The sequence below is a fragment of the Nonomuraea sp. NPDC048882 genome (assembly GCF_040649755.1).
Taxonomy (GTDB): domain Bacteria; phylum Actinomycetota; class Actinomycetes; order Streptosporangiales; family Streptosporangiaceae; genus Nonomuraea; species Nonomuraea maheshkhaliensis.
Map to the genome: position 1 here is coordinate 43,416 of NZ_JBEZGB010000015.1, position 25,832 is coordinate 69,247.

Annotated in this window: 29 protein-coding genes; 16 read left to right on the top strand and 13 right to left on the bottom strand. The window is 72.0% G+C overall.

Annotation, left to right across the window (positions count from 1 at the left end; genetic code table 11):
* Positions 1-35: 35 nt before the first annotated feature.
* The 11 genes from AB0C27_RS41350 to AB0C27_RS41400 form a co-directional block, all read right to left on the bottom strand.
* The gene (locus AB0C27_RS41350; RefSeq protein ID WP_357857136.1) at positions 36-1,025 is read right to left on the bottom strand and encodes a LacI family DNA-binding transcriptional regulator; all 990 of its coding nucleotides are present in this window, start codon (positions 1,023-1,025) and stop codon (positions 36-38) included.
* Between the two features lie 2 nt (positions 1,026-1,027).
* Positions 1,028-1,180 carry a hypothetical protein gene (locus AB0C27_RS41355; RefSeq protein ID WP_357856480.1) on the bottom strand — a complete coding sequence of 51 codons (153 nt, stop codon included), beginning with the start codon at positions 1,178-1,180 and terminating at the stop codon, positions 1,028-1,030.
* Between the two features lie 61 nt (positions 1,181-1,241).
* Entirely contained in the window at positions 1,242-2,102 is an 861-nt protein-coding gene (locus AB0C27_RS41360; RefSeq protein WP_357856483.1) for a carboxymuconolactone decarboxylase family protein, read from the bottom strand.
* Positions 2,103-2,172: 70 nt separating this feature from the next.
* Positions 2,173-3,003, bottom strand: coding sequence for an SDR family NAD(P)-dependent oxidoreductase (locus AB0C27_RS41365; RefSeq protein ID WP_357856486.1), 831 nt, complete (start codon positions 3,001-3,003; stop codon positions 2,173-2,175).
* Positions 2,996-3,793, bottom strand: a complete 798-nt coding sequence (locus AB0C27_RS41370; protein ID WP_357856489.1) for an N-acyl homoserine lactonase family protein — start codon at positions 3,791-3,793, stop codon at positions 2,996-2,998. The genes AB0C27_RS41365 and AB0C27_RS41370 overlap by 8 nt, the downstream gene beginning before the upstream one ends.
* Positions 3,790-4,734 (bottom strand): DUF6282 family protein, encoded by a 945-nt coding sequence (locus AB0C27_RS41375; RefSeq protein WP_357856492.1) that lies wholly within the window; start codon positions 4,732-4,734, stop codon positions 3,790-3,792. Before AB0C27_RS41375 ends, AB0C27_RS41370 begins: the two co-directional genes overlap by 4 nt.
* On the bottom strand, positions 4,731-5,879 hold the full coding sequence (locus AB0C27_RS41380; RefSeq protein WP_357856495.1) for an ABC transporter ATP-binding protein: 1,149 nt from the start codon (positions 5,877-5,879) through the stop codon (positions 4,731-4,733). Before AB0C27_RS41380 ends, AB0C27_RS41375 begins: the two co-directional genes overlap by 4 nt.
* Entirely contained in the window at positions 5,876-6,667 is a 792-nt protein-coding gene (locus AB0C27_RS41385) for an ABC transporter permease (protein ID WP_357856498.1), read from the bottom strand. The genes AB0C27_RS41380 and AB0C27_RS41385 overlap by 4 nt, the downstream gene beginning before the upstream one ends.
* A complete protein-coding gene (locus AB0C27_RS41390) occupies positions 6,664-7,596 on the bottom strand; it encodes an ABC transporter permease (protein WP_357856501.1) in 933 nt (310 codons plus the stop codon). Before AB0C27_RS41390 ends, AB0C27_RS41385 begins: the two co-directional genes overlap by 4 nt.
* Before the next feature lie 9 nt (positions 7,597-7,605).
* Positions 7,606-8,661 (bottom strand): extracellular solute-binding protein, encoded by a 1,056-nt coding sequence (locus AB0C27_RS41395; RefSeq protein ID WP_357856504.1) that lies wholly within the window; start codon positions 8,659-8,661, stop codon positions 7,606-7,608.
* 118 nt (positions 8,662-8,779) lie between these two features.
* Positions 8,780-9,538 (bottom strand): IclR family transcriptional regulator, encoded by a 759-nt coding sequence (locus AB0C27_RS41400; RefSeq protein WP_357856507.1) that lies wholly within the window; start codon positions 9,536-9,538, stop codon positions 8,780-8,782.
* 244 nt (positions 9,539-9,782) lie between these two features.
* Between AB0C27_RS41400 and AB0C27_RS41405 the strand changes: the two genes are divergently transcribed.
* The 9 genes from AB0C27_RS41405 (at position 9,783) to AB0C27_RS41445 (ending at position 17,119) form a co-directional block, all read left to right on the top strand.
* A complete protein-coding gene (locus AB0C27_RS41405; protein ID WP_357856510.1) occupies positions 9,783-10,547 on the top strand; it encodes an aldolase/citrate lyase family protein in 765 nt (254 codons plus the stop codon).
* 102 nt (positions 10,548-10,649) lie between these two features.
* Complete coding sequence (locus AB0C27_RS41410; RefSeq protein WP_357856513.1) at positions 10,650-11,570, top strand: hypothetical protein; 921 nt, start codon at positions 10,650-10,652, stop codon at positions 11,568-11,570.
* Positions 11,567-12,142 (top strand): carboxymuconolactone decarboxylase family protein, encoded by a 576-nt coding sequence (locus AB0C27_RS41415; protein ID WP_357856516.1) that lies wholly within the window; start codon positions 11,567-11,569, stop codon positions 12,140-12,142. The genes AB0C27_RS41410 and AB0C27_RS41415 overlap by 4 nt, the downstream gene beginning before the upstream one ends.
* A gap of 21 nt (positions 12,143-12,163) precedes the next feature.
* Positions 12,164-13,654, top strand: coding sequence for an NAD(P)/FAD-dependent oxidoreductase (locus AB0C27_RS41420; RefSeq protein WP_357856518.1), 1,491 nt, complete (start codon positions 12,164-12,166; stop codon positions 13,652-13,654).
* A complete protein-coding gene (locus AB0C27_RS41425; RefSeq protein ID WP_357856521.1) occupies positions 13,651-14,505 on the top strand; it encodes a glucose 1-dehydrogenase in 855 nt (284 codons plus the stop codon). Before AB0C27_RS41420 ends, AB0C27_RS41425 begins: the two co-directional genes overlap by 4 nt.
* Positions 14,502-15,392: an NAD(P)-dependent oxidoreductase gene (locus AB0C27_RS41430; RefSeq protein WP_357856524.1), complete on the top strand. Its 891-nt coding sequence runs from the start codon at positions 14,502-14,504 to the stop codon at positions 15,390-15,392. Before AB0C27_RS41425 ends, AB0C27_RS41430 begins: the two co-directional genes overlap by 4 nt.
* A gap of 1 nt (position 15,393) precedes the next feature.
* Positions 15,394-15,798 carry a cupin domain-containing protein gene (locus tag AB0C27_RS41435; protein ID WP_357856527.1) on the top strand — a complete coding sequence of 135 codons (405 nt, stop codon included), beginning with the start codon at positions 15,394-15,396 and terminating at the stop codon, positions 15,796-15,798.
* A complete protein-coding gene (gene pcaC, locus AB0C27_RS41440) occupies positions 15,795-16,220 on the top strand; it encodes a 4-carboxymuconolactone decarboxylase (RefSeq protein WP_357856530.1) in 426 nt (141 codons plus the stop codon). The genes AB0C27_RS41435 and pcaC overlap by 4 nt, the downstream gene beginning before the upstream one ends.
* A 29-nt stretch (positions 16,221-16,249) precedes the next feature.
* On the top strand, positions 16,250-17,119 hold the full coding sequence (locus AB0C27_RS41445; protein WP_357857139.1) for an NAD(P)-dependent oxidoreductase: 870 nt from the start codon (positions 16,250-16,252) through the stop codon (positions 17,117-17,119).
* Positions 17,120-17,161: 42 nt separating this feature from the next.
* On the opposite strand, the gene AB0C27_RS41450 is transcribed toward AB0C27_RS41445, so the two are convergent.
* Positions 17,162-17,473 (bottom strand): hypothetical protein, encoded by a 312-nt coding sequence (locus AB0C27_RS41450; protein WP_357856532.1) that lies wholly within the window; start codon positions 17,471-17,473, stop codon positions 17,162-17,164.
* 176 nt (positions 17,474-17,649) lie between these two features.
* Here AB0C27_RS41450 and AB0C27_RS41455 point away from each other — a divergent pair, with 176 nt between their 5' ends.
* The 5 genes from AB0C27_RS41455 (at position 17,650) to AB0C27_RS41475 (ending at position 23,203) form a co-directional block, all read left to right on the top strand.
* The gene (locus AB0C27_RS41455; protein ID WP_357856535.1) at positions 17,650-18,531 is read left to right on the top strand and encodes an SGNH/GDSL hydrolase family protein; all 882 of its coding nucleotides are present in this window, start codon (positions 17,650-17,652) and stop codon (positions 18,529-18,531) included.
* Positions 18,532-18,656: 125 nt separating this feature from the next.
* A complete protein-coding gene (locus AB0C27_RS41460; RefSeq protein ID WP_357856538.1) occupies positions 18,657-19,838 on the top strand; it encodes an acyltransferase in 1,182 nt (393 codons plus the stop codon).
* A gap of 283 nt (positions 19,839-20,121) precedes the next feature.
* Positions 20,122-20,853, top strand: coding sequence for a GerMN domain-containing protein (locus AB0C27_RS41465; RefSeq protein ID WP_357856541.1), 732 nt, complete (start codon positions 20,122-20,124; stop codon positions 20,851-20,853).
* A complete protein-coding gene (locus AB0C27_RS41470) occupies positions 20,850-21,527 on the top strand; it encodes a response regulator transcription factor (RefSeq protein WP_357856543.1) in 678 nt (225 codons plus the stop codon). The genes AB0C27_RS41465 and AB0C27_RS41470 overlap by 4 nt, the downstream gene beginning before the upstream one ends.
* Entirely contained in the window at positions 21,524-23,203 is a 1,680-nt protein-coding gene (locus AB0C27_RS41475) for a HAMP domain-containing sensor histidine kinase (protein ID WP_357856546.1), read from the top strand. The genes AB0C27_RS41470 and AB0C27_RS41475 overlap by 4 nt, the downstream gene beginning before the upstream one ends.
* A gap of 81 nt (positions 23,204-23,284) precedes the next feature.
* Here AB0C27_RS41475 and AB0C27_RS41480 read toward each other — a convergent pair whose 3' ends face one another.
* On the bottom strand, positions 23,285-23,893 hold the full coding sequence (locus tag AB0C27_RS41480) for a PadR family transcriptional regulator (protein WP_357856549.1): 609 nt from the start codon (positions 23,891-23,893) through the stop codon (positions 23,285-23,287).
* 106 nt (positions 23,894-23,999) lie between these two features.
* On the opposite strand from AB0C27_RS41480, the gene AB0C27_RS41485 reads away from it, so the two are divergent.
* Complete coding sequence (locus AB0C27_RS41485; protein ID WP_357856552.1) at positions 24,000-24,596, top strand: NAD(P)H-binding protein; 597 nt, start codon at positions 24,000-24,002, stop codon at positions 24,594-24,596.
* A 232-nt stretch (positions 24,597-24,828) separates the two neighbouring features.
* The gene (locus tag AB0C27_RS41490; protein ID WP_357856555.1) at positions 24,829-25,809 is read left to right on the top strand and encodes a DUF1838 family protein; all 981 of its coding nucleotides are present in this window, start codon (positions 24,829-24,831) and stop codon (positions 25,807-25,809) included.
* Positions 25,810-25,832 lie beyond the last annotated feature (23 nt).

Here is a 25,832-nt window from a genome sequence, read left to right on the forward strand (position 1 = left end):
CCGCCGGACTAGGGGCCCGCCCGGCCGGGCGGGCCTCACTGGCTCGACTCACGCACCCGCAGGTGGAAGTCGACCGTGATGTGCGGCTCGCGCCCGCTCGGCTTGCCGGTGATCTGCTCGTGCAGCATGGCGACCGCGTGGGCGGCCATCGCCTCCAGGTCGGGGGAGACGGACGTCAGCGACGGCGTGGAGTAGCGGGCCTCCTCCACGTCGTCGAACCCCACCAGCGCGACCTCCTGCGGCACGAGGACGCCGCGCTCGCGCAGCGCCCTCAGCGCGCCGAGCGCCAGGGAGTCGTTCATCGCGAAGATGGCGTCGGGCAGCGGGCGCCCCGAGCCGATGTGCTCCTCGATCGCCTGCCGGCCGCGCGCGCGGGACCAGTCGGCCGCGACCATCAGGGCCTCGTCGGCGGGCAGCCCCGCCTCGGCCAGTCCGTCGAGGAAGCCGCGCAGGCGCATGCTCGCCGTCTCACTGCCGTGGGGGCCGTGGCCGAGCAGCATCAGCCGCCGCCGGCCCGTGCTCACCAGATGGCGGACCACGGCCAGGGACGCCTCCCGGTTGGGGATGGCGACATGGTGGATGTCGCCTTCCAGCACGTGGTCGCCCATGAGCACGAGCGGAAAGCCGGGGCGGCGGTGCCGCCCGTCCTCCGGCCGCAGGGACAGCGCCATCATGATCGCGCCGTCGGTGAGCTGGTTGCGGCCGCCCGTCAGGACCTGCAGCTCGCGCTCGCGGTCGGAGTCGGTCACCTCGATCAGCACCCGGTGGCCGAGCGCCTCGGCCTCGCGCACGACCGGGCCGGCGAGGTCGGCGAAGATGCGCGCCCGAAAGTCGGGGACGACGAGCGCGATGAGCCCCGTACGGGAGCGCCGCAGGCTGCGGGCGGCCGCGTTGGGCACGTAACCGAGCTCCTCCATGGCCTCCAGCACCCGCTGGCGCGTCTCAGGGCGGACATAGGCGTAGTCGTTGACGACGTTGGACACCGTGCGCTGGGAGACGCCGGCCGCGCGGGCGACGTCGTGCATGCTCACGGCCATGACGGCACGCCCCCCGGCATGCCCTCGGGTACGCCTCCCGGCGCGGCTCTCCCGGCGCGGCGGGCGGCGCCGGCCGAGGCGGGTCGCCCCGCCGCACGGTCGTCGTCGCCGCCGCCGGGTCCGGCGGCCAGGTCGAAGATCACCACTTCATGGTACTGGCGGGGTGCCGGAGCCCGCCTCCGATTAACCGGGCCGCGCCCCCGGCTACCGGCCGCCGCCGCCCATCAGGCCGCCACTCTCGCCGTTCGGCCCATCGCCGTTCAGGCCATCCTTGTTGAGTGTGTCCGCGTTCAGTACGTCCCCGTTCGGGCCGTCGGCGCGGCGTAGCTCCTCGTCCAGGATGGGCGCGCCCTCGGTCACCGTGTGGATGCCGATGACGCTGACGATGGCCAGCACCTCCATGATCTCCTCCGCGGTGGCGCCGAGGCCGAGGGCGTTGCGCATGTGCAGCTTCAGCCCCGGCTCGTACAGATGCGTGGCGGAGGCGTCGAAGGCGATGTAGATGAGCTCCTTGACCTTCGGCTCCAGCACGCCGGTAGTCCAGGGCACGCCGGAGAAGTCGAGATAGGCCTCGAACAGGTCCGGGTCCAGCTCCAGCAGCCCGTCCCAGAAGCTGTGCCAGTAGCCGCGCCGGCGGGTGAAGTCGGCCTTCAGCTCCTCGCGGCGCTCGTCGAGCGGTTCGGGGCCGTCGCGCAGCCCCTCCTCTTCCAGCACCTCCAGCAGCAGCGGCACGCCGATGTTGCAGGCGTGGATGCCGAGGGTGGCGGTCAGCTGCAGCACCTCCATGATCTCCTCGGCGCTCGCGCCGTAGCCGAGGGCGGCGCGGACGTGCTGGCGGATGCCGGGAGTGTAGAGGTGGGTGGCCGCGGCGTCCATCGCGATGTAGACGAACTCCTTGACCTTGGGCGGCAGGCGGTCCCTGTTCCAGGGCACCGCCGACAGGCGCAGATAGGACTCCAGGAATCCGGGGTCGAGCCGCAGCATGCTCTCCCACGCCTCGCCCCAGGTGCCGCGCACCCGGACGAACTCGTCCTTGATCTCCTGCTGGCGGGTGGTGAGCGTCATGTCGTGTGTTCTCCTCGCATCGTCGGCCGACCGGCCGGCGTCAGTGGTCCGGCGTCAGGTGGCCCGTTCGTCAGTTGTCCGGCGTCCAGGCGCCCGCGCCGCCGCCGCGGGTCACCGTGTTGACCATGAACGCCCCGCCGTCGGCGGAGACGACCTCTCCCGTGACGTACGCGGCGTCGTCGCCGAGCAGGAAGGCGACCACCCCGGCGATCTCCTCGGGCGTGCCGACCCGCCGCATGGGGACGGTGCCGCCGCGCCGCTCCATCGTCTTGGCGCGCGAGGCGTCGTCGGAGGAGGCGAACAGGCCGGTCGGGATGAGGCCGGGGGCGACCGCGTTCACGCGCACGCCGCGCGGCCCGCCGTACATGGCGGCGCCGCGCACCAGCCCGAGCACGCCGTGCTTGGAGGTCTGGTACGGCACCTGGTCGTCGGCCCCGCGCAGCGAGGAGATCGAGGCGGTCACGACCACGGCGCCGGCGCTGCTCTGCTCGCGGTAGCGGCGGAAGGCGGCCCGCAGCCCGAGGAAGACCCCGCGCAGGTTGACCGCGATCACGTAGTCGAAGTCGGCCGCGGCCACGTCCGGCAGCGGCGCCAGGGTGCCGAGCACGCCGGCGTTAAGGTGGTGCAGGTCGATCCGGCCGAAGCGGGTCAGCGCCGCCTCGACGTAGGCGTCCACGCCCTTCTCGGTGGACACGTCGGCGTGCACCGCGAGGGCCGGGCCAGGAAGGGAGGCGGCGACAGCATCGGCGGAGTCGCCGTCGGCGTCCACGACGACGACGTGCGCTCCGTCACCCGACAGCCGCCGGGCGCTGGCGGCGCCGATCCCGCTGCCGCCGCCGGTCACCACCGCGACCCGAGGGCCGGAGGCGGGCACAGAGGGGGGAGGGGTGTTCTCAGCCAACGCGCACCACCTGTTCACCGGCGCCCGGCAGCAGGGGGAAGCGGGTCATCACGCCGGCGTCGTGCCCGGCCACCAGGGCGCTGCCGGGCGCCTGGGTCATCTCGCGCAGCAGGTCGTAGGCGCGGTACGTGCCGGTGAGGTCGGTGAGGTAGGTGAACGGGCGGTCCAGTTCCACCTCCTCGTAGAAGTGCACGGCGTCGGAGGCGAGCACGGCCTGGCCGGACTCGGTCGCGACCTGGACGACGACCTGTCCCGGCGTGTGGCCGCCGACGGGGATCACCTCGATGCCGGGCGCGATCTGGGTGGCGCCGTCGATCAGGGTGGCACGGCCCTCGTCGCGCACCTGGCGCAGGTGCTCCAGCTCCTCCGGCTCGGTGGTGTAGGAGAACTGGCGGCGCCCGGCGTACGGGCCGGTCCAGAACTCGAACTCCGCCCTGGCCAGGACGACCTCGGAGGAGGGGAAGGCGTGCAGGTTGCCGATGTGGTCGTAGTGGGCGTGGGTCACGATCACCTGAGGGGAGTCCTCCGGCAGCACGCCCAGGGCGGCCAGGGCCTCGACCGGGGCCGACAGGTCCTTGCGCGGCGCGCGGTGGCCCTTGGACGCGGCGCTGTAGCCGGTGTCGACGATCACCGTGCGCTGCTCGTTGCGCGCCACCCACAGGTAGAAGTCCATGTCGATGGGGCTGTCGGGCTCGCCGTACAGGTGGTGGTTGAGGAACGTCTGGGCGCGGGAGGTCGAGCGGGTGGCGTAGCGGATCGCCAGTACCTCGTACGTCGCGGGGCCGCTCATCGGTTCACCAGCCCGGAGGCGTTGGCGCCGAGCATGCGGCGGATGTCGGCCTCGGGCAGCCCGGCGTCCAGCAGGCCGCGCGCGCCCCGGCGGAACAGGGTGACGGGCAGCGGGTTGTTGCGCTGCCCGGAGTCCGACGACAGCACGGTCCGCTCGGGACCGACGGCCTTGATGAAGGCGAGCAGCTCGTCGAGCTCGCGGCGGCGCTCGGGCCGGCCGAAGTACATGACCAGGCAGTGCTCGATGTGGGCGCCCTGCCTGGACCACTCGGCGGCCTGCTCGACGGAGGCGCCGACGACGAAGCAGGGGTGGTTGACCAGGATGCGCTCGATGCCGGCGCCGCGCGCGGCGGCGATCAGCTTGGTGGTCTCCTCCACGCCCAGGTGGCCGCAGGTGAGGATGGCCTGCTCGGCCGCGATGATCGACAGGATGTCGTGCACCTCGGGCAGCACCTCGCCGTCTTCGCCGAGGATGCTGAGCACCTCGTTCTGGCGCAGCTCCACGACCGGGGTGGGGAAGCCGGTGTCGTGGTCGCGGTGGTGGTCGATGTGCGCCGCCGAGGACAGGGTGGGGAACCAGACGATGCGCCCGCCCATGCGCAGGGCCAGCTCGACCGCGTACGGGTTCAGGCCGCCGACGCTCTGGTTGAGCGCGATACCGCCGCGCACCTCCACCGGCAGGTCGTCCAGGCCGGCCGGGCCGAGCGCCAGGATGTCGGTGACCATGCTGTGGTGGTGGGACTTGGCCACGATGACCTCGAACCCGGCGTCGGACGCGTCCCTGGCGGCGTCCAGCAGGCTCATGCGCCGGGGGAACGGGCTCGGCCCGGGGTGCTGGTGCAGGTCGACGGCGCCGACGAGCAGCGCGTCGGCCTCGGCGTCGGGGGTGGCGCGGTCGCCGTCGAGCTCGGGGTCGAGCAGTTCCGAGGGGGCGTGGGTCATGCGGTCTCCTTGACAGTGCGGGGTTCGGGGGTCTCGGCGGCGGGCTCGGGGGCCGCCTCGTCCGGCGGGGTGACCAGCACCTGGTGGGCGGGGTCCCAGTAGGCGGTCACGCGGCCGCCGGGCCTGATGCCGTTGGTGGCGTCGGGCGGCAGCACGGCGCTGCCCGTGGTGCCGTCGCCGTAGTCGAGTTCGGCGCGCTGGTGCGTGCCCTGGAAGGACAGCGTGGTCACGGTCGCCGGGATGCTGTTGGCGCCGTCCGGCACGTCGGCGGAGGTGGCGGCCAGGCTCAGGCGTTCGGGGCGGACGATGAGGTCGCGCCCGGCGGGCAGGCCGTCGGCGTCGGCCACGGCCCACTTGTGGCCCGCCCACTCGTACACGCCGCCGGGCCGCAGCCGGCCGGGGAAGAGGTTGGACTCGCCGAGGAAGCGGGCCACGAACCGGGTGCCGGGGTTGCGGTAGAGGTCGGCCGGGGTGCCGATGCGTTCCACCCGGCCGGCGTTGAAGACCGCGATGCGGTCCGACAGCGACATGGCCTCGTCCTGGTCGTGCGTGACGAACACGAACGTCAGCTTCAGCTCCTGGTGCAGGCGCTTGATCTCCTGCTGCAGGCTCTGGCGCAGCTTGCGGTCCAGGGCGCTGAGCGGCTCGTCGAGCAGCAGCACGCTGGGGGAGAAGACGACGGCCCTGGCCAGGGCGACGCGCTGCTGCTGGCCGCCCGACAGCTCGTCGGGGCGCCGGCCGCCCATGCCCTCCAGGTCCACCAGCCGCAGCGTCTCCTCCACCCGCCGGGCCGTCTCGTCCTTGGCCACCTTGCGCTCGCGCAGGGGGAAGGCGACGTTCTGGGCGACCGTCATGTGCGGGAAGAGCGCGTAGTTCTGGAACACCATGCCGAACTCGCGCCGGTGCGGGGGCAGCGGCGCGATGTCGCGGCCGCCCAGCTTGATGGAGCCCGAGGTGATGTCGGTGAAGCCGGCGATCATGTTGAGCGTGGTGGTCTTGCCCGAGCCGCTCGGCCCGAGCAGGGTGATGAACTCGCCGGGGGCGATGTCGATGCTGACGTGATCCACCACGAGGGGGCCGGAGCCGTACCTCTTGCACAGGTCCGTCAGCTCGATCCGGCCGCCGCCGCTCTCCGTTGCGCTCATCGTTGCCTACCTGCCTTTCCTCGGCGCGCGCCGATCACCTGCGCCAGCAGGATGGGAACGCTGACCAGCACCACCATCAGGCTCGACGCCGCCGAGATGGTGGGGTCGATCTGCACGGTCACGCTGTTGAACATCTGGACGGGAAGAGTGAGCGCGGACGGCGACTGCAGGAACAGCGCGATCACCACCTCGTCGAAGGAGGAGATGAACGCCAGGACCGCGCCGGACAGCACGCCGGGCAACGCCAGCGGAAGAGTGATCTTCAAGAAGACGGAGAACGGGCCGGCGCCGAGGCTGCCGCCGGCCTTCTGCAGCGCCGGGTCCATGCCCTGCAGCCGCGCCGTCACCGCGATCACCACGAACGGCAGCGCCATCGCGGTGTGGGCCAGCGCGATGCCGGTCAGGGTGCCGCTGAGGCCGAGCCGCAGGAACGCCGAGAAGATCACCAGCGCGATGAGGATGTGCGGGATGATGATCGGCGACAGCAGCAGCCCGTTGGCCATGCCGCGGGTCCGCGGGCCGAGCCGCTGCAGGCCCAGCGCGGCGGCGGTGCCCAGCGTGGTGGCCAGCAGCATCGTCAGCAGCCCGACCTGGAGGGAGTTGACGATGGAGGTGCTCCACTCGGGCGCGGTGAACAGCCGCTCGTACCACTCCAGCGAGAAGCCTTCGGGCGGGAACCTGAACGTCTTGGACGCCGAGAAGCTCATGGGGATGACGACCAGCGTCGGCACCGTCAGGAACAGCCCGATGAGCACGGAGACGATCTTGAGCCAGGGGCGCGCGTTCATCGGCCGCCACCTCCCGCCATGACGTGGGCCGCGCCGCTGGCCGCGCCGGAGCCGGCCAGCCGCCGGCTGACTCCCAGCGAGATCAGCGTCACGACCAGGATGAAGATGCCCAGCGCGCCGGCGCCGCCGAAGTCCAGCAGCTCCCTGGTGCGCACCGCGATCACCTGGGCGATGAGCGCGTCCTGCGGCGAGCCGAGCAGCGCCGGGGTGACGTAGAAGCCGAGCGCCAGCACGAAGACGAGCGAGGCGCCGGAGACGACGCCCGGCAGCGACAGCGGCAGGTACACCTTGCGGAAGGCCGACAGCCGGCTCGCGCCCAGGCTCTGCCCGGCCAGCAGCAGGCGGCGGTCGATCTGCTGCATGACGCTGTACATGGGCAGCACCATGAACGGCAGCAGCACCTGGATCATCGAGACGGCCACGCCGGTCGTGGTGCCGAGCAGCCTGACGCCGCCCAGCCCGACCAGGGACAGCATGCCCTGCACCACCCCGCCGTCCTGCATCAGCACCATCCACGCGAAGTTGCGCGCGAGCATGCTGGTCCAGAACGGCACCAGCACGACCGTCACCATGACGGCCCGCGTGGTGGGCGAGGCCAGCGTCATCATGTACGCGTACGGGTAGGCCAGCAGCACGCCGGCCACGGTGACGATCAGCCCGACCAGCAGCGTGCGGCCCAGCACGCGCAGCGTGTAGCCGTCGGTGAACAGCGACACGTAGTTGCCCAGCCCCGGCTCGGGGTCGGTGAAGCTGCGCATGAAGATGTCGAGCAGCGGCACCACGAAGAAGACGCCGAGCGCCACCAGCGCGGGCAGGAGCAGGAACAGGGCGGCCGCCCGGCGGCGGACCGCCGGGCGCGAGCGGGCAGGAGCCCGCCCGGCCGCGACCGCGGGCTGCGCGGTCTGAGGGGGTGCGGTTGGAGCCGGCATGACGGTTTCCTAGCTGACCTTCCAGCTCGTCCAGCGCTTGGTGACCATGTCGGTGTTCTTGATCCACCACGGCTTGTCCTGCTCCAGCAGGGTGCCGCGGTCGGGCAGGAAGGCGTTGAACGTCTTCTGCACGTCGCTGTAGCCGATCTTGTCGATGTCGACGTCTGCGCGGGCGGGCGCCGTGCCGGTCAGCTTGGCGTACGCCTCGGCCTGGGCCGGCTCGGTGATGAAGGCCAGCGCCTTCTGCGCCAGCGCCTTGTTGGGCGAGCCCTTGGGGATGACCAGGGCGCCGATGTCGGTGGTGGTGAAGTCCCAGACCGGCTTGAGGTTGGCGCCGCTCTGGGAGGTGACGATCGTGCGGGCCGTGACGGTGAGGACCATCGAGCCCTGGCGGTCCACCATCATCTGCTGGACCGCGCCGTAGCTGGGCGCGAACACCAGGGACGACTTGATGGTGTCGAGCTTGCGCAGCGCGCGCTCCAGGTCGAGGGGGTAGACCTTGTCGGGCGCCACGCCGTCGGCCACGAGGGCGGCCTCCAGCAGGCCGGACTTGGGGTAGTCCTGGACGATGCGCTTGCCGGGGAAGCGCTTGACGTCGAAGAAGTCGGCGATCTTGGTGGGCTGGTCGCCCTTGTAGATGTCGGCGTTGTAGCTGAAGACGTTGGCGTAGCGGTAGGTCGGCACGAAGCAGTCGTGGGTCGTTCCGGGCGGGAACTTGCTGCGGTCCAGCGCCGGGTCGTCCAGCTTCTCGTACTGCTGCCCGCAGTAGGCGCCGGCGTAGATCCAGCTCATGTTGGCCAGGTCCCACGTGGTCCGCCCGGCCGCCACCATGGCCTTGACCTGGGCGGCGTCGGCGGGGCTGACGTTGGCGAACGTGGTGCCCGTCTTGGCCGTGAACGGCTCCTGGAGGGCCTTCTTCTCGTCCTCCTGGAACTGGCCGCCCGTACTGGCCCAGGTGAGGGTCTTGGACGCGCTGGCCGTCGAGTCGGCGCCGGAGCCGCAGGCCGCCGTGGCGGTCAGCAGTGTGGCGACGGCGAGCAGGGAGCGAAGATATCTGTGCCTCATGTGATTTGCCTTTCTTGAGGGGAGAGCCGTGACGGCTGGGGGATGTCGCGGCTCCCGGTTCCACCCCCGTCATCACCGCCGCCGGGCCAAGGCCGGTCGGGGTGCGGAGAGCGGTCGATCACTCTCCCGCGCGCTCGAACGAGGCGCGTAATGCCTGGTTGATGGCCTGTGCGCCCTCGCGCAGGGTCATCACCACGTCGCTGTCGTCCTCCTCGGGAACGAGCTGGGTCACGCCGAGCACCGCGATGGCGGCCACGACGCGGTCGGCCGCGTCCCTGACGGGGACCGCCACGGCGCGCACGCCTTCGGAGGCGCTGGAGCGGATGGCGACGCCGGTCCTGCGGACCTCCTCCAGCCCGTCGGCCTCCAGCGCGAGGTCCACCGCCTCCTTGCGGAAGTGGTAGAAGGACTGGTCGTGGAAGGCGCGGAAAACGCAGTCCTGCGCCGTTCCCCGCCTCAAGGTGCTGCCGGCCCTTATCGAGACGTGGGCCGTGCGGCTGCTGTCCTCGTGGACCTGGGCCACGACCGCCTGGCGGCCGTTCCAGATCGTCAGGACGACGGTGTGCCGGACGCGCAGGCTGATCTGCTCCATGATCGGGCGGGCCACGTTGACGACCCCCAGCCGCGACAGCGCCATCGTGCCGAGCTCGGCCAGCAGCGGCCCGAACTCGTAGCGGTTGCGGTCACGGCGCTGGAGCAGGCCGTGGTTCTCCATCGAGGCCAGGTAACGGTGCGCGGTGGATTTGCCCACTCCGAGCTCCTGCGCTGCCGACACCAGGTCGATGGTCCCCGCCTCGCCCAGCAGCCGCAGCAACTGGACGACGCGAGCGACGACCTGAAGGTCGCCGCTGGGGATCTCGGGGGTGTTGGTGGTCACGTGCGGTCCTCCCGCCTGTAGTCCGGATCTGGCGCGTCCCGCATTGCGGAGCTTGCGTTCACGCATCCGGTACGCCGGACTGTAGAACACGCCCTACCGGGGCCGTCAAGGTTTCATGGGTATTTCGACTACGAGAAAGGTCCGTGTTCAGAACCGGACTCTTGACGCACAGCACCCGAAAGCCTACCGTCGCCTCATCCCGCTTAACAGAACTCACATCCCGAAATGAGGGACAGGAGGATCCATGCGTATGCTCCAACGGCTACGCGACACCGACACGTGCCTCGTCGGCACCTGGGTCAAGATCCCCGCGTTGGAGACCGTCGAGCTCTTGGCCCGGGCCGGCTTCGACTTCGTGGTGGCCGACATGGAGCACAGCCCCATGACCCTGGAGTCGACCTACCGCGCGATCGTCGTCGCCCAGGGACTCGGGATGAACGCCCTCGTCCGCGTTCCCGACGCGGGCGGCAGCCATCTGCAACGCGTCCTCGACGCGGGAGCCGACGGCATCCTCGTCCCGCACGTGACCGGCCCGGCCGACGCCCAGCGCGCGATGTCCGGCATGCTCTTTCCCCCGCGCGGCGGCCGCGGCCTCGGCACCACCTCCCGCGCCGGCACCTGGGGGCTCGACGCCACCGCCGACTACGTCCGGCGCGGCGACGAGGAGACCCTGCGCATCCCGCAGCTCGAAGACCTCAGCGCGCTGGAGCAGGCCGAGGAGATCCTCGACACCCCAGGACTGAACGCCGCCTTCCTCGGCATGGGCGACCTGACCATGTCCACCGGGCTCACCGCGAACGACCCGCTGCTGCAACGGCACAGCGAGAACCTGCTCAAGGCCGCCCGCGCCAGGAACATCCCGCTCGGCACCGCCTGCCGCGACGCCGCCGCCGCCCGCCAGGCCGCCGAACGCGGCTTCTCCTTCGTCATGATCGGCAACGACGCGGGCATCTTCGGCTCCGCCGCCGCCGAGCTCCGCCGCGCCGCCGGCTCCCTGCCCCGCGTCTGACGGCCGCGCCCCCTCCCCGGCGCGCACCCCTCTGACGTACGCGCCCCTTTGACGTACGCGCACCCCTCTGGCGTACGCACTGCCCCCACGAGAGGACCAGCAATGCCCTACGACCCGACCGACGCCCGCTCGGCACTGCCGACGGCGACCGCGCGGAAGCCGGCCGGCGCGCCCACGCCCGCGAGCCACGTCAAGTGGTACGAAGTGCCGCCCGCCACCACCGACGGCGACACCCGCACCTGGTACGGCCGCAGCCAGCACCTGATCATCGGCTACACCGACCTCGTCACCCCGACCGGCTTCACCGTGCCGGCCACGCACGCCGACGAATGCGCCGTCCTCATGCCCGACCCCGGCACCTCCGCCACCGTCTCAATCAACGGTGAGGCCACCGAGATCGGCGGGCAGACCCTGACCTTCATCCCGCCGGGCGCCGCCGACGTACGCCTGACCGGCACCGGCCGGGTCGTCACCATCTTCACCGCCCGCTCCGGCGTCGCCCCCGGCCCGGCCGCCAACGAGGACGCCTACACCGAGCCCCGCCCCGGCGTCGCCCCCCTGGTCAACTGGCCGGACCCGGTCGGCGGATTCCAACTGCGCACCTACGACCTCGACGTGCCGGGCCTGGCCGACCCGCCGTTCCGCATCTTCAGGTGCACCTCGTTCATGGTGAACTTCACCCACCCGCGCACCGGGCCGCGCGACACCAAGCGCATGTCGCCGCACACCCACGACGACTTCGAGCAGTGCTCGCTCATCATCGACGGCGAATACACCCACCACCTGCGCTACGCCTGGACCACCGACCTGAGCCAGTGGCTCGACGACGAGCACGAGAAGTGCGCCAGCCCGTCGCTCACCATCATCCCGCCCCCCGCCGAGCACACCAGCCAGGCCATCGCGGAGGGCGTCAACCACCTGATCGACATCTTCTCCCCGCCGCGCGCGGACTTCTCCCGCATGGACGGCTGGGTGCTGAACGCCGCCGACTACCCGATGCCCGAGGACGAGGCCACCGCATGAGCAGGATCGCCCCCATAGGTCCCGACGAGCTCGACGCCCGGCAGTGGCGCATCTACGACGCCCTGGTCAACGGCCGGCGCGCCGCCCAGCCCCGGCCGTTCCCCATCGTGGACGAGCAGGGCGCCCTGACCGGGCCGTGCAACGCCTGGCTGCTCAACTCCGCCATCGGCAGCGCGTTCGAGCAGCTCGGCGCGGCCGTACGGTTCGAGATCTCGCTGACCGCCCGCGACCGCGAGATCATCATCCTCAGCGTCGCCCAGCACCGCGACAGCCCGTACGAGATGTACGCCCACCGGCTCGCCGGCGCCGCCGCGGGACTGTCGGAGCTCGAGGTCGAGGCGCTGGCCACCGGCGCCGACCCCGGCCTCGCCGACGAGCACGAACGCGTCGTGCTCGACACCACCCGCCTCCTGCTGCGCACCGGCGGCCTCGACGACGACGCCTACGCACGGGCCGTCAAAGCCCTCGGCGCCCCCGGTCTGTTCGAGGTCACGGTGATCGTCGGCTGGTACAACCACCTGGCCACACAGCTGGCCGTGTTCGACGTCCGGCCGCCGGCCGAGACCGCCTGAACGGAAGCGAGGGAACAACGCGTGCCCGGAGGAACGCCCAGCGAGGTCGCGATCATCGGTGGCGGCTTCGGCGGCATCGCCGCGGCCGTCAAGCTCCAGCGGGCCGGGATCAACGACTTCACCATCTTCGAACAGTCGCCCGCCCCCGGCGGCACCTGGTGGGACAACCGCTACCCCGGCTGCGAGGTGGACATCCCCTCACACGCTTACAGCTTCTCCTTCATGCCCTACGACTGGCCGCGCACCCATGCGACCCAGCCGGAGCTGCAGGAGTACGCCGAGGCCGTGGTCGACCGCTTCGGGCTGCGCTCCCGCTTCCGGTTCGGCGTCAAGATCGCCTCGGTCGCCTGGGACGAGGCCGCCGCCCTGTACGTGGTGACCACCGCCGACGGCGAGCAGCACCGCTTCCGCTTCGTGATCAGCGCCGTCGGGCTGCTGAACGTGCCCCGCTACCCGTCCTGGCCCGGCCTGGACGAGTTCGGCGGCGTGTCCTTCCACACCGCCCGCTGGGACGCCGAAGTCGAGCTGACCGGCAAACGCGTCGCCATCGTCGGCACCGGCTCCACCGCGGTGCAGATCGTGCCCGCCATCGCCCCTGACGTCGAGCGGCTGGAGGTCTTCCAGCGCGAGCCCGGCTGGGTCGAGCCCAAGGGCGAGCGCGCCTTCACCCCGGCCGAGCGGGCCCGCTTCCGGCGCCTGCCCGCCTGGCGCCGCCTCTACCGGCTCAAGCTCTTCCACACCTCGATGCGCCGCTTCAAGGCCTACGACGCCAAGGGCCGCGAACAGCGCAGGATGCGCGAGCTGTGCCTGCGCTACATCGAGACCGCCATCCACGACCCGGCCACCCGCGCCGCCGTCACCCCCTCCTACCCCTGGGGCTGCAAGCGCCCCATCTACGCCAGCGGCTTCTACCCGGCGCTCAACCGGCCCAATGTCGACCTGGTGCCGCACGCCGTCACCAAGGTCACCGAGAAGGGCGTGGTCGACGACCAGGGCGTCGAGCACCCGGTGGACGTGCTCATCCTCAGCACCGGCTTCCAGCCCACCCGCTTCCTGTCCGGCTTCACCGTCACCGGCCGGCGCGGCGTGGAGATCCAGGAGTTCTGGGGCGACCGCCCTCGCGCCTTCCTCGGCGTGACCGTCCCCGGCTTCCCCAACTTCTTCATCATGTACGGCCCCAACACCAACGGCGGCTTCTCCATCATCGCCCAGCTCGAACGCCAGGCCGAGATCGCCGTCAGCGCCATCCGCCGGGCCCGCCGCAACGGCGCCGCCCGGGTCGACACCCGCGAGCGCACCCTCGACCGCTACGTGCGCTGGGTCGACCGCCAGCTCGCCGGGCACGCCTCGGCCATGGACGCCGGCTGCAACAACTACTACCACTCGCCCTCGGGCGCGAACGTCACCCAGTGGCCCCGCACCCACTTCGTCTACTACCTGCTGTGCCGCACCCTGCCGACATTCGGCCTGGTCTACCAGGGCCGGCGGACGGCACCCGGAAGGACATCATGACCAGCAGATTCGACGGCGCCGTCGCCGTCGTCACCGGGGCCGCCTCCGGCATCGGCGCGGCCACCGCCGAGCTGCTGTCGCGCGAAGGCGCGTCGGTCGTCGTGGTCGACGTCGAGCTGGAAGGGGCCGAGCGCGTCGCCGACGGCCTGCCAGGACCGGCGCTCGCCGTCAAGGCCGACGTGTCCGACCCCGGCGACACCGACGCCTACCTCTCCGCCGCCGTCGCCCGCTTCGGCCGGGTCGACCTGCACCACCTCAACGCCGGCATCGTCGGCACCTTCGACCGGCTGCCGGAGATCCGCGTCGTCGACTTCGACCGGGTCGTCGCGGTCAACCTGCGCGGGGCCTTCCTCGGCGTGCGCGCCGCCTTCCGCCAGTACGCCGAGCAGGGCAGCGGCGGGGCCATCGTGCTGACCGCCTCCATCGCCAGCCTGCGCGGCAGCCACGACCTGCTGCCGTACGAGTCGTCCAAGCACGGCGTGCTCGGCGTGATGCGCGGAGCCGCCATGTACGGCGGCCCGCAGGGCGTGCGGGTCAACGCCGTGGCCCCCGGCCTCGTCCCCACCGGGCTGTTCACCGGCGCGGTGGGCAAGCCGGGCGCCGGCGACGACATCAGGCGGCGCGGCACCACCGTCCCGCAGCGGCGCACCGGGACACCGCAGGAGGTCGCCGCCGCGGTGGCCTTCCTGCTCAGCCCCGAGGCCTCCTACATCAACGGCGAGGTGCTGTCCGTGGACGGCGGCTCGGCCTGGGTCAACACCGTCCGCCCCGGCGGCGGCGCCGGCGCGTGGGACCCGTCCGCCGTGGACGAGGCCGCCCGCGTCATCACCGCGAAGGAGAACGACTCATGATCGGCTTCGTCGGCCTGGGGAACATGGGCGGCCGCATCGCCCGCCGCCTCACCGCCGCCGGCCACCCCGTCCTCGGCCACGACCCGGCCCCCGGCGCCGCCGAGAAGGCCGGCGCCACCCCCGCCGCGAGCGTGGCCGAGGTGGGCCGCGACGCCGAGCTGATCCTGCTGTCGCTGCCCGATAGCAAGGTCGTGGAATCGGTGGTGCTCGGCGACGACGGCCTGCTCGCCCACGCCAGGCAAGGGCAGGTCATCGTCGACCTGAGCACCGCCGCCCCCGACTCCACCCGCCGCCTGGCCGGCCTGCTGGCCGCCCAAGGGGCCCGTCTCGTCGACGCCGGCGTCTCCGGCGGCGCCGCCGCGGCCGAACGCGGCACCCTCACGATCATGGCCGGCGGCGAGCGGGAGGACGTCGAACGGATCACGCCGGTGCTGGAGACGTTCGCCCAGCGCATCTTCCACATGGGCGGCCCCGGCACCGGCCACTCCGCCAAACTGCTCAACAACTTCCTCAACGCGGTCAGCCTGGCCGCCACCAGCGAGGTCATGATCGCCGGGCGCAAGGCGGGCCTCGACCCGCACACCCTGCTCGACGTGCTCAACTCCTCCAGCGGCGCCAACTGGGCCACCGCCAACCGCTTCCCGCGCATCGTCGAGGGCGACTACCTGGAGGGCGGCCTGACCTCCGCCCTCATGACCAAGGACATCGTCCTGTACGTCGACCACCTGCGCGCGCTCGGCGTCCCCTCCCTCAACGCGGCCGGGCCGCTGGCCAGCTTCGGCCTGGCCGCCAACCTCGGCTACGCCGACCAGATCAGCAACCGCGTCGTCGACGCCATCGGCGACGTCGCCGGCGGCGTCCGCGTCCACGACAGCCAGGAGGACTGACATGAAGATCGTCAGAGGCCGGGCCGCGGACGCCGCCACCTCACTCCGCTCCGACACCTTCACCGGCACCGTCTGGGCCGACCCCGTCCTGCCTGCCACCGACGGCACCACCATCAACGTCGTCACCTTCGCCCCCGGCGCAAGAACCCACTGGCACCACCACACCGGCGGCCAGATCCTCCAGGTACTGGCCGGCCAGGGCTGGGTCTGCGCCGAGGGCGGGCCCGCCCAGCGCCTGCTGCCCGGCGACACCGTCTGGGTGCCGCCGGGCGAGCGCCACTGGCACGGCGCGAGCGAGACCACCCTGATGACGCACACCGCCATCTCCATCGGCCCCACCCAATGGCACGACGAGGTCGCCGCAGGCGACTACGCCCGCGCCCATCACGACGAGGAGTCCGGATGACCGACACCGACACCGGCGGCAAGGCCCAGGACGGCGACCGCTTCGAGGCCGGCCTCGCCATGCGCAAGGCGGTGCTCGGCGCGGCCCACGTCGAACGCTCCCTCGCCGCGGTGAGCGACTTCAGCCGGCCCGTGCAGGAACTGGTCACCGAGTACTGCTGGGGCGCCGTCTGGACCAGGGAGGGCCTGGACCGGCGTACCCGCAGCCTGCTCAACCTGGCCATGCTCACCGCGCTCAACCGCGGGCACGAGCTGTCGGTGCACGTACGCGGCGCGGTCGCCAACGGCGTCACGGAGGCGGAGATCCAGGAGGCGCTGCTGCAGACGGCCGTCTACGCCGGCGTGCCCGCGGCGCTGGAGGCGTTCCGCATCGCCGAGCGCACGCTCGGCGAGCTGCGCGCGGAAGGGGTGACGATCCCCTGAACGGCACACCGCTCAAGCCCGGCGCCACGATCGGCTTCGTCGGCCTGGGCAACATGGGCCTGCCCATGGTCCGCCGGCTCCTCACGGCCGGCTACCGCATCAGAGCCTACGACCGTGCCCACATCCCCGCCGACGCCCTCGGGGGTGGCGAGGTGGTCGCCGATGCCGCCGCCACCGCGCAGGGCGCCGACGCCGTCATCCTCATGCTGCCCGACTCCGACGTCGTGGAGGCCGTCATGCACGCCGACGGCCTGCTCCAGGCTGCCGCGCCCGGCACGGTCGTCATCGACATGGGCTCCTCGCGCCCGCTGAGCACCCGCGCGCTCGCCGAGCAGGCCGCCGCCAGGAGAGTACGCCTGGTGGACGCGCCCGTCTCCGGCGGCGTCAAAGGCGCCGTGGACGGCACCCTCACCGTCATGGCCGGCGGCGACCCCGGCGACTTCGACCGGGTACGCCCCATTCTGGAGACGGTCGGCCGCCGGGTGCTGCACCTCGGCCCGGCCGGCGCCGGGCACGCCCTCAAGGCGCTGAACAACCTCATGTCCGCCACCCACCTGCTGCTCACCAGCGAGGCCATGCTGGCCGGCCAGCGCTTCGGCCTCGACCCGGCGGTCATGCTGGAAGCCGTCAACGGCTCCAGCGGGCGCAGCGGCTCCACCGAACGCAAATGGCCGGACTACGTGCTGCCCGGAACGTTCGACTCGGGGTTCGGCCTGCGGCTGATGCTCAAGGACATGCGCATCGCGGTCGACCTGGCCGAGGCCACCGGCGTCGAGCCCCGGCTGGGCCGCGCGGCGACCGACCTGTGGGCCGACGCGGCCGACCACCTGCCCCCCGCCGCCGACCACACCGAGATCGTCACCCGGCTACGGCAACTCCTGGAGAACCACCAGGACTGACCACGGGGCGGCCGCCCTCCGACGAGCCGAGGGCGGCCTTCCTCAGGCGTCGCGGCGCCGGTTGAGCCTGGGGCTGAGGAACGAGCTGGCGAAGTAGTTGTGCCCGAGATGGATCTCGACGGCGTCGAACCCCGCCCGTAGGGCGAGCTCGGCGGCGGTGGCGTGTGCGGCCGTGACCCGCTCGATGTCGGCGACGGTGGTCATGGCGGCGCCGCCGGCGGCGTGGGCGCGGTGGAAGGCGATGAGCTCGTCGCTGACGAGGGCGTTCCTGGCCATGCCTTCGAAGGTGGCGGCCTTGATGATGCGGTTGCGCAGCGTGAGGGGGCCCAGCCGGGCCTGCTGGAACACATCCATGCTTGGGATCCTGTTCCGCCTCCCGCAGGCGGTCAATCGGCGGTTTCCGGACGGCAGGCGTCCGGACAGGAACGCGGACGGGAGGGCTGAGGGCGGCGCGCCTGTGATGACCGATCTCGCATCATGTGATGAAACGATGACAAGCCGGTCGATGCCACGGTTCCTCTGATTGCTTGATGACCATGCATTCGACGAGCAGGACCTCCAGGCCCGCCCACGGCCACCCCCGAACGACCGGAACCGCCGCACGAACCGTCTCATCGCCCCTCCCACCGGCCGTCTGGCGGACCCTCGCACTAATCGCCGCACTGGCCATCCCGCTGGCCGGCTGCAGCGCGCAGGCGGGCGCGCCGGACGGATCGGCCGGCCAGTCCGCACAGACACAGGAAGACCGGCAGGCGGCGTCCGAGGTCAGGGTCTTGTGGATGGGCGACTCCATCGCGGGCGCCCAGGCCCCGGCACTCGAGGCCGCGCTGGAGGCCGGGGGCGTGACATTCATGAACGCCACGTCCGACGGCGGCGGCAACGTCGTCGCCGGTGACCATCCGGTGACGAAGATGGGGGCCAAGAGCACCTGGAAGACGCTCCGGGAGCACCTCACGTCGTTCCGGCCGACCGTGGTCGCGTACCAGATCACCACCTACGACTGGGGGAGCGGCCGCCAGCAACTGGCCGCCTACCGCAAGCTCGCCAAGACCGCCGAGGACGGCGGAGCCCGGCTCGTGCTCGTGAGCGCGCCACCGTTCAAGATCGACGACTTCTTCCGCCCGCACGCGGCCGCGATCAAGAGCGCGCCCAGGATGGCCGCCAGGGCCGCCGATGCCGAGAACGCCCGCTACCTGGACGCCTCCCAGCTGTGGGGGACCGACCACTCCGCCGAACGGGCACAGCGCTCCAAGGACGGCATCCACTCCTGCCAGCAGGGCTCGGCCGCCTTCGCCACCTGGTTCGCCAAGCGGCTGGGAGAGCTGACCGAATTCACCCCCGCAGCCCCCGCCACCTGGGCCACCGGCTCGTGGACCGGCGACGAACGCTACGTCAAGCTCGGCTGCGGCTGATGACATCCCCGTCTTCGTCCCCGACTCCGACCCCGACCCCAGCCCTGGCCCCCTCTCCAGCCTCGGCCTCGTCCCTGACTCCCGCCCCATCCAGGACCCCAACCCCGATCCCGCCCACTTACCGCGTGCCCCCGCGTGCGCACATCGGTGCGCTCGACGGGTTGCGCGGCCTCGCCGTCGCGGCCGTCCTGCTCTTCCACGCCGGCCACCTCAGCGGCGGATTCCTCGGCGTCGACCTGTTCTTCGTCCTGTCGGGCTTCCTGATCACGGGGCTGCTGCTGGCCGAGCTCGACCAGCAGGGCCGCCTCGACCTGGCGGCCTTCTGGGGACGCAGGGCCCGCCGACTGCTGCCTGCCCTGGCCATAGTCGTCCCGGCCACGTTGCTGCTGGCCTGGGCGTTCACCGGGCCGGGCATGCTGCGCTCGGCCCTGGGGGACGCGCCGTGGGTGGCCGCGCAACTGGTGAACTGGCACTACATCGCCGAGCAGGTCGGCTACTGGAACGCCGCCGGCACCCGCCTGTTCGCCCACCTGTGGAGCATCGGCGTCGAGTGGCAGTTCTACCTGCTCTGGCCCCTGGCGGTGGCGGTGGTCGGCCGGGGGCCCGGCGGGCAGCGGCGGGTGGCCGTGGTCGCGCTCGCCGGCGCGCTCGTCTCGGTGACGCTCATGGCCTGGCTGGGAACGGGGGTGGACACGACCCGCGCGTACGAGGGCACCGACACCCGCGCCTTCTCCCTGCTGCTCGGCGCCGCAGCCGCCACCGCGCCCGTCAAGAACGCCCTGACGGCCCTGTCGCGCCCGGTCGTGGACCTGCTCTGCGCGCTGCTGCTGTGCGGACTGTCGGCGTCGTGGCTGCTGGCGGCGGGGGAGAAGGCCCCCGGCCTGTTCCAGGGCGGGATGTTCGCCCACTCCCTCGCCGCCGCCGTACTGATCGCCCTGCTCGCCCGCACCCCGGACGGCCTGGCCGGCCGGATGATCGGCAGCACGGTGCCGCGCCGGCTGGGAGAGCTGTCCTACGGCCTCTACCTGTGGCACTGGCCGATCTACCTGCTGCTGCCAAGGCCACTGGCCGGACTCGACGGCTGGGCCTGGACGTCGGTCGCGGCCGGGCTGTCGCTGCTGGCTGCGGTAGTGTCGAAGGCCGCCGTCGAGGATCCGGTACGCCTGCGCGCCCGCTGGGCCACCGGCCGGCGCGGATGGGCGGCGCTGGCGATCGCGGCAGGACTCGCGGTGGGAGTGTGGGCCGCACTGCCCCGACCGGATCCCGGAGCGGGGACGGTTGACGTGAGCAGGCTCGACCAGCTGTAGCCGGAGAGAGGGCATGCCGAACAGAACAAACAACCCCCCGCCCGCCCCGCCCACGTCGGGGGCACGGAGGGTGCCGGCGGTACCGAGGACAGCGGGGGCGATGGACACGCCGGGAACGGGCAACGCGTCGGGAACGGCGATGGCGCCGAGGACGGCGGAGGCGCTGGACCCGCTGAGAATGGCGGATGTGCCGGGGATGGCATGGACGTCGGAGGTGCCGAGGACGACGAGGGCGCCTGGGACGGCTATGGGTCGGCGGCACTGTCGGGGAGGCGTCGGACGGGTGATCGCCGCCGTGATCGCGGGGGCTGCGGCGGCGGCAGGCCGGCATCACCGTCGAGGAGTTGCCCGGCCCAGGAGGGTGATCGCCGCCGGAATCGCCGTCATGATCGCGGTGGCGGTGTCGGCCGGGTGCGGGATCACCGACACCGAGGCGCTCCCCGCCGGTCAGCCGGTTCGCGGCGGCCTGACCGCCGACAGCGGCAGCCTGCTGCGGGTGTACTTCGTGACGCCGCAGGGCACGTGGCCGGTGTCCAGGCCGGCGGCGGCAGGGGATCGGCTGCGGCAGGCGATGGACGCGCTGCTGTCCGGCCCCACGGCGGAGGAACGGGCTCGCGGGCTGGACACGCGGCTCCCTAAGGCAGACCAGGAGCTCCGCGCCGCAGTGCGCCGGGACGGGGTGGAGCTGCACCTGCCCTGGCTGGTACGGGACCTGCCGCACGTAGCCGTCAGCCAACTGGTGTGCACCGCCGCAGCCGTCCCCGGCGTGGGTGACAATGCGGTCATCAAGGTGTTCGAACCCGGCATGGGCGACACCCCCTGGCTGGTCGAGTGCGACGGCAACGGATCGGCCAGACCATCCGACCAGAAAGTCGGGCCGGACAAACCAACCGGTCAGGGAAGCGGGTCAGCGGGTCCGGCAGGTTGGGTGGCGGGTCCGGCCGGTCGGGCAGCCGAGATGGTGGGACCGACAGGTGAGACGGCGGGTTCGGTCGGTCAGGGAGGTGCTTTGTGACTCGCGTGCTCGTCATTGAAGACGATCCGGCCGTGCGCCGGGGTGTGAGCGTGGGGTTGCGGCACAGAGGGCATGAGACCGTGCTCGTGGCGACCGGCGAGGAGGGGCTGGCCGAGCTGGTCGCGAGTGCCCCCGAGGTGGTGCTGCTCGACCTGATGCTGCCCGGCATGAGCGGTCTGGAGACGTGCCGTCGCATCCGCGCGTTCAGCCAGGTACCCATCGTGATCCTGTCCGCGCGTGACGACGACGTGGACATCGTCGTCGGGCTGGAAGCGGGCGCGGACGACTACGTGGTCAAGCCGGCCAGCGCCGAGGTCATCGAGGCCCGGATGCGCGCGGTGCTGCGCCGCACTGGCCACTCCGGCACCTCGGAGCGCAGCCAGTACGGTGACCTGCTCGTGGACCGGGTCGCCCTGCGCGTGCTCAAACACGGCGAACAGGTCGCCATGGCCCCGACCGAGCTGAAGTTGCTGCTGTTCCTGTCAGCCGCCCCCGAACAGACCTTCAGCCGCCAGCAACTGCTCGAACAGGTCTGGGAACACAGCTTTCACGGAGATTACCGGCTGGTCGACGCCTGCGTGATGCGGCTGCGGGCCAAGATCGAGGACGACCCGCGCAGCCCCCGCTATGTGCAGACGGTGCGGGGCTTCGGTTACCGGTTCGGGCCGTTGTGACGCGGCTGTTCCGGGGGCTGCGGGCGCAGCTGGTCCTGGTGTTCCTGCTGGTCTCGGTGCTGAGCGCGCTGACCGGCGCCATGTTCACCTTCCGCCAGGGCCGCGACGCGATCGTGGACGGGGTGCAGGCGGACGCCCTGCGGGAGCTGCGCGGCCACCTCGCCTTCAGGGCGCCCGACCTGCCCGCCGACCCCGCCCAGGCCGATCTGCGTACGCTGGCGGTGCAGCTTGACCTCGCCGGAGCCGGGCGGGGGTGGCGAACCGCGCTGTCCTATCGCGGCGGGGCCCTCGTCACGGCGGGACCGCAGGCGCCGCCGCTGCCCGCGTCGCTACGCGCCCGCGCCGCCACGGCGACGACCGCACTCGCACAGCGGTTCCACCGGGACGGGACGCCGTGGCTGGCCGTGGTGCTCCCGGTCACCGCCGCCGACACCCCCGCCGATGGCAACACCGGCACCAGCACCGGCACCAGCACCGGAACCAACAGCGGGACCGGAACCAACAGCGGGACCGGCGCCAGCACCGGCAGCAGCACCGGCACCGCCCGCCCACACGAGCCGCCGCCGCTGGTCGTCTACGCCTCGTTCTCCTTGGCCTCTCAGCAGCGGGACGTGGAAGCCCTGGCCACCGCCGTTCGTGCCGGAGCCCTGCCCGCCGCTCTGGTCTCCGTCGTCGCGGCGCTGCTGGCAGCGGGTCGGCTGTTGCGGCCGGTGCGGCGGTTGCGGGCGGCCGCCGAGAAGGTCGCGGGCGGCGCGCTGGACACCCGCGTCGCCGTCTCGGGCGATGACGAGCTGGCCGACCTCGGCCGTACGTTCAACGTCATGTCGGCGACGCTCCAGGCCGACGCCGCCGCGCTGCGGGCCATGGAGGCGCGGGCGCGCCGCTTCGCCGCCGACGTCTCCCACGAGTTGCGTACGCCGCTCGCGGCGATGGCCGCCGTGACCGGGGTGCTCGACGCCGACGCCGGCTCCGGCCGCCTCGACCCGCTGACCGCCGAGGCGCTGCGGCTGGTGGCCGGCGAGACGCGGTCGCTCACCCGGCTGGTCGAGGACCTGATCGAGGTGTCACGCTTCGACGCCGGCGCGGCCGTGCTGAACCTCGACGAGGTCGACCTGCGCGAGCTGGTCGTCAAGACGCTCGCGGTACGGCATTGGCAGGACCGCGTACGCGCCGAGGTTCCCGCGGGGCTGCGGGCCCGGCTCGACCCGCGCCGGGTCGACGTCATCCTGGCCAACCTCGTCGGGAACGCGCTGCGGCACGGGGGCGCCCAGGCGTCTGTGCTCGTCCGCGTCGCGCCCGGAGTCGCGCCCGGAGTCGCGCCCGGAGTCGCGCCCGGAGTCGCGCCCGGAGTCGCGCCCGGAGTCGCGCCCGGAGTCGCGGTCGGCGTCGATGCCGGCGCAGACGCCGATGCCAAGGCCCATGCTGGCGCCAGCGCCGACGCCGATCGAATCATCGTCATCGTCTCCGACGACGGGCCCGGCATCCCCGCCGGCCTGCTGCCGCACGTCTTCGACCGCTTCACCAAGGGCGACGCGGCCCGCGCCAGGAGCGAGGGCAGCGGCCTCGGCCTGGCCATCGCCGCCGAGAACGCCCGCCTGCACGGCGGCACCCTGACCGCCGCCAACGCGCCCGGGGGAGGAGCCGTCCTCACCCTGGTCCTGCCCAGGAATCCGTGATCACGGCTCTTGCTCAGAACGCAGGGTCACGACCTCCCCGTCCTGGGACCCGTGTCTGCGGCTCCCGCCCAGGAACCCTGGTCACGACTCGTCGAGCACGTGGGCCAGCAGTTCCCTGTTGACGGTGCCGGTCCAGGTGAGCTCGCCCTGCTCCAGCCGTTCGACGAGCCGCCTGACCCACGTCAGTTCGGTCTCGCTCAGCGCCCGCTGGTAGTCGAGCTCGATCACCAGCACCTCGGGCAGGCCCTCGTCCTCAAGAGCCTTGAGGTGACCGTTCAGGCCGGCCAGCGTGCCTTCGAGCGCGGCCGCCCGGGCGCGCAGCGCCTTCAGTGCGTCGGGCACCGGCAGGACGCCGATGAGGGAGATGGCCGCGGTGAACGTACGGCGTTCCGGCCCGGGGTCCTGCAACAGCGTGCGCAGCCTGGTGGACAGCTCGCGGCGGCCTTCGTCGGTGATCTCGTAGACCGTGCGCTCAGGCCGGCGACCTTCCCTGGTGGTCTCGACGGGCGCGATGAGCTCCTCGCCCGCCAGCTTCTCCACCGCGTGGTAGAGGCTCCTCGGCAGCCCCGTCACGTAGTCCTTGTGCGTGTCGACGATGAAGCGGTGCAGCTCGTAGGGGTGGCTGTTCCGTACGGAGAGCATGGCCAGCACCGTCAGGCCCACCAGATCAGGACGCCGCGCCACGTTCACCCCCGCCTCTTCCTACTGCACACCGCACTATAGCGATCGTCGCCCCTCTCGTGATCCCCGATGCCGTACGCTATAGTGCAACTTGCCATATAGAAGGAGGCACTAAATGAAGCTCTTGGTCATCGGCGCGGCCGGCAGAACCGGCAAGCACGTCCTCACCCAGGGCGTCGCACGCGGGCACGAGATCACCGCCTTCGCCCGCCGCCCCGAACTGCTCACCGGCCACCCCGGCCTGGCGGACGTGCGCAGGGGAGACGCGCACGACCTCGACGCCGTACGCGCCGCCGTCCAGGGACAGGACGCCGTCATCGCCGCGGTCGGCGGCAGCCGGATCGCGAGCACCCTCATCACCGCCATGCGGGACAGCGGCGTGCGACGGGTGGTGATGACCAGCAGCCGCTCGGTGCCCGCCACCCGCCCCCGCCTCGCCGTCACCCTGGCCTGGCTCTTCTTCCGGACCGTGTACGTGGACCTCGCCCGCGCCGAGGGCATGCTCCAGGCCAGCCTGCTCGACTGGAGCATTGCCCGCGGCACCATGCTCAACGACAAGCCGCCCGCCGGGCGCGTGCACATCGACTTCGAGGCCGACGCCACGGGCGGGGCGATGCAGCTCTCCCGCGCCGACTACGCCATGGCCCTGCTCGACACCGTCGAGGACCCTGCCACCATCGGCCGGGCCCTGGGCATCTGCGGCCCGAAATAGCCCGGCCGGGCGCATGGCGTCAGCCGGCCCGGACACAGTGGGCCCGGACACAGAACTGTGTCCTCCACAACGGACACCCGCCTCGCCGGAGAACGACACCTCCGCCAAGCCGCGATGAGCGCTGCGGCCGGGGTGGACAACGGCTCGCTTTCCATGATCACATGTGCGCTGCTCGCTCCTCCGCCGCGGGAATCCCCCGGCAGGAACCCTCTTCAGGCAGGAAAGGCCGGACGTGATCAGACGACGTTTCACCGGGCTGCTGGCTCCCCTCGCGATCTTCCTCAGCACCGGAATCCCGGGCGTGGCGGCGCACGACGGAGCCGGCGGGCCCACGCACCCGGGGCCCGTCTACGCGACGGTGACCGACAAGAGCGCGAAACTGTCCTTACAGACGTTCGGGCGTCCCGACGGCAAGGACATGGTGTTCCGGATCTCCGGCTCGGTGTACGCCAACATCGAGGGCAACGCCCTGGACCCCGCGATGCGCCACGGCCAGAAGCTGTTCAACATCGAGGGATACAACATCCGCCGCCTCTACCGCGTCCCCGACACCAACCAGCTCTACCAGCTCTCCCGGGAGATCGTCTTCTACACCGATCCGGCCGATCCCCGCCGCGTGCTGCGGGAGTGGAGGAACCCGATCGACGGCAGGACGTACCCGGTCGTGCCGATCAACAACGACCTGGTCAACTTCGGGCCGTTCCCGATCACGTCCTCCTTCGCGGGCCCGCCGCTGCAGCAGCTGCACGACGAGACGGTGTGGACGAGCGACATCCCCGTGCGCACGGACCTGGGCGCCACGATCGGCGAGCGGTTCGGCCTGACCGGCGGCGTGTACGCGGCGCAGGAGATGTTCGACTTCTCCGTCGACGACCGCGAGGTCGCGGCCCGCACCGGGCCCGGCGTCCCGGCCGGCGCGATGAAGACGAAGATCAGCTGGGCCCGGACGAGCCCGTGGGCGCCGTTCATGTGCCTGGCCGAGAGCGACGTACGCGGCCAGCTCACCTACCACGCCCGCAGCTGGTCGCTGGGGTCGTACAGCCAGGTCGAGCCGTGGCTGCGGGCCGAGGTCGAGGCGAACCACCCGCTCTACAAGGCCGCCCCCTCCGAGCCAGGGCCGAGCGAGAACTCCTGGACGTCGTTCTACAACAAGCAGCTCGGCAAGGGGGCCACCACCTGGACCCAATGGTGCGCCGACCAGGGCCGCGCCTGAGCACATGTGAGCGGCTCGACGGC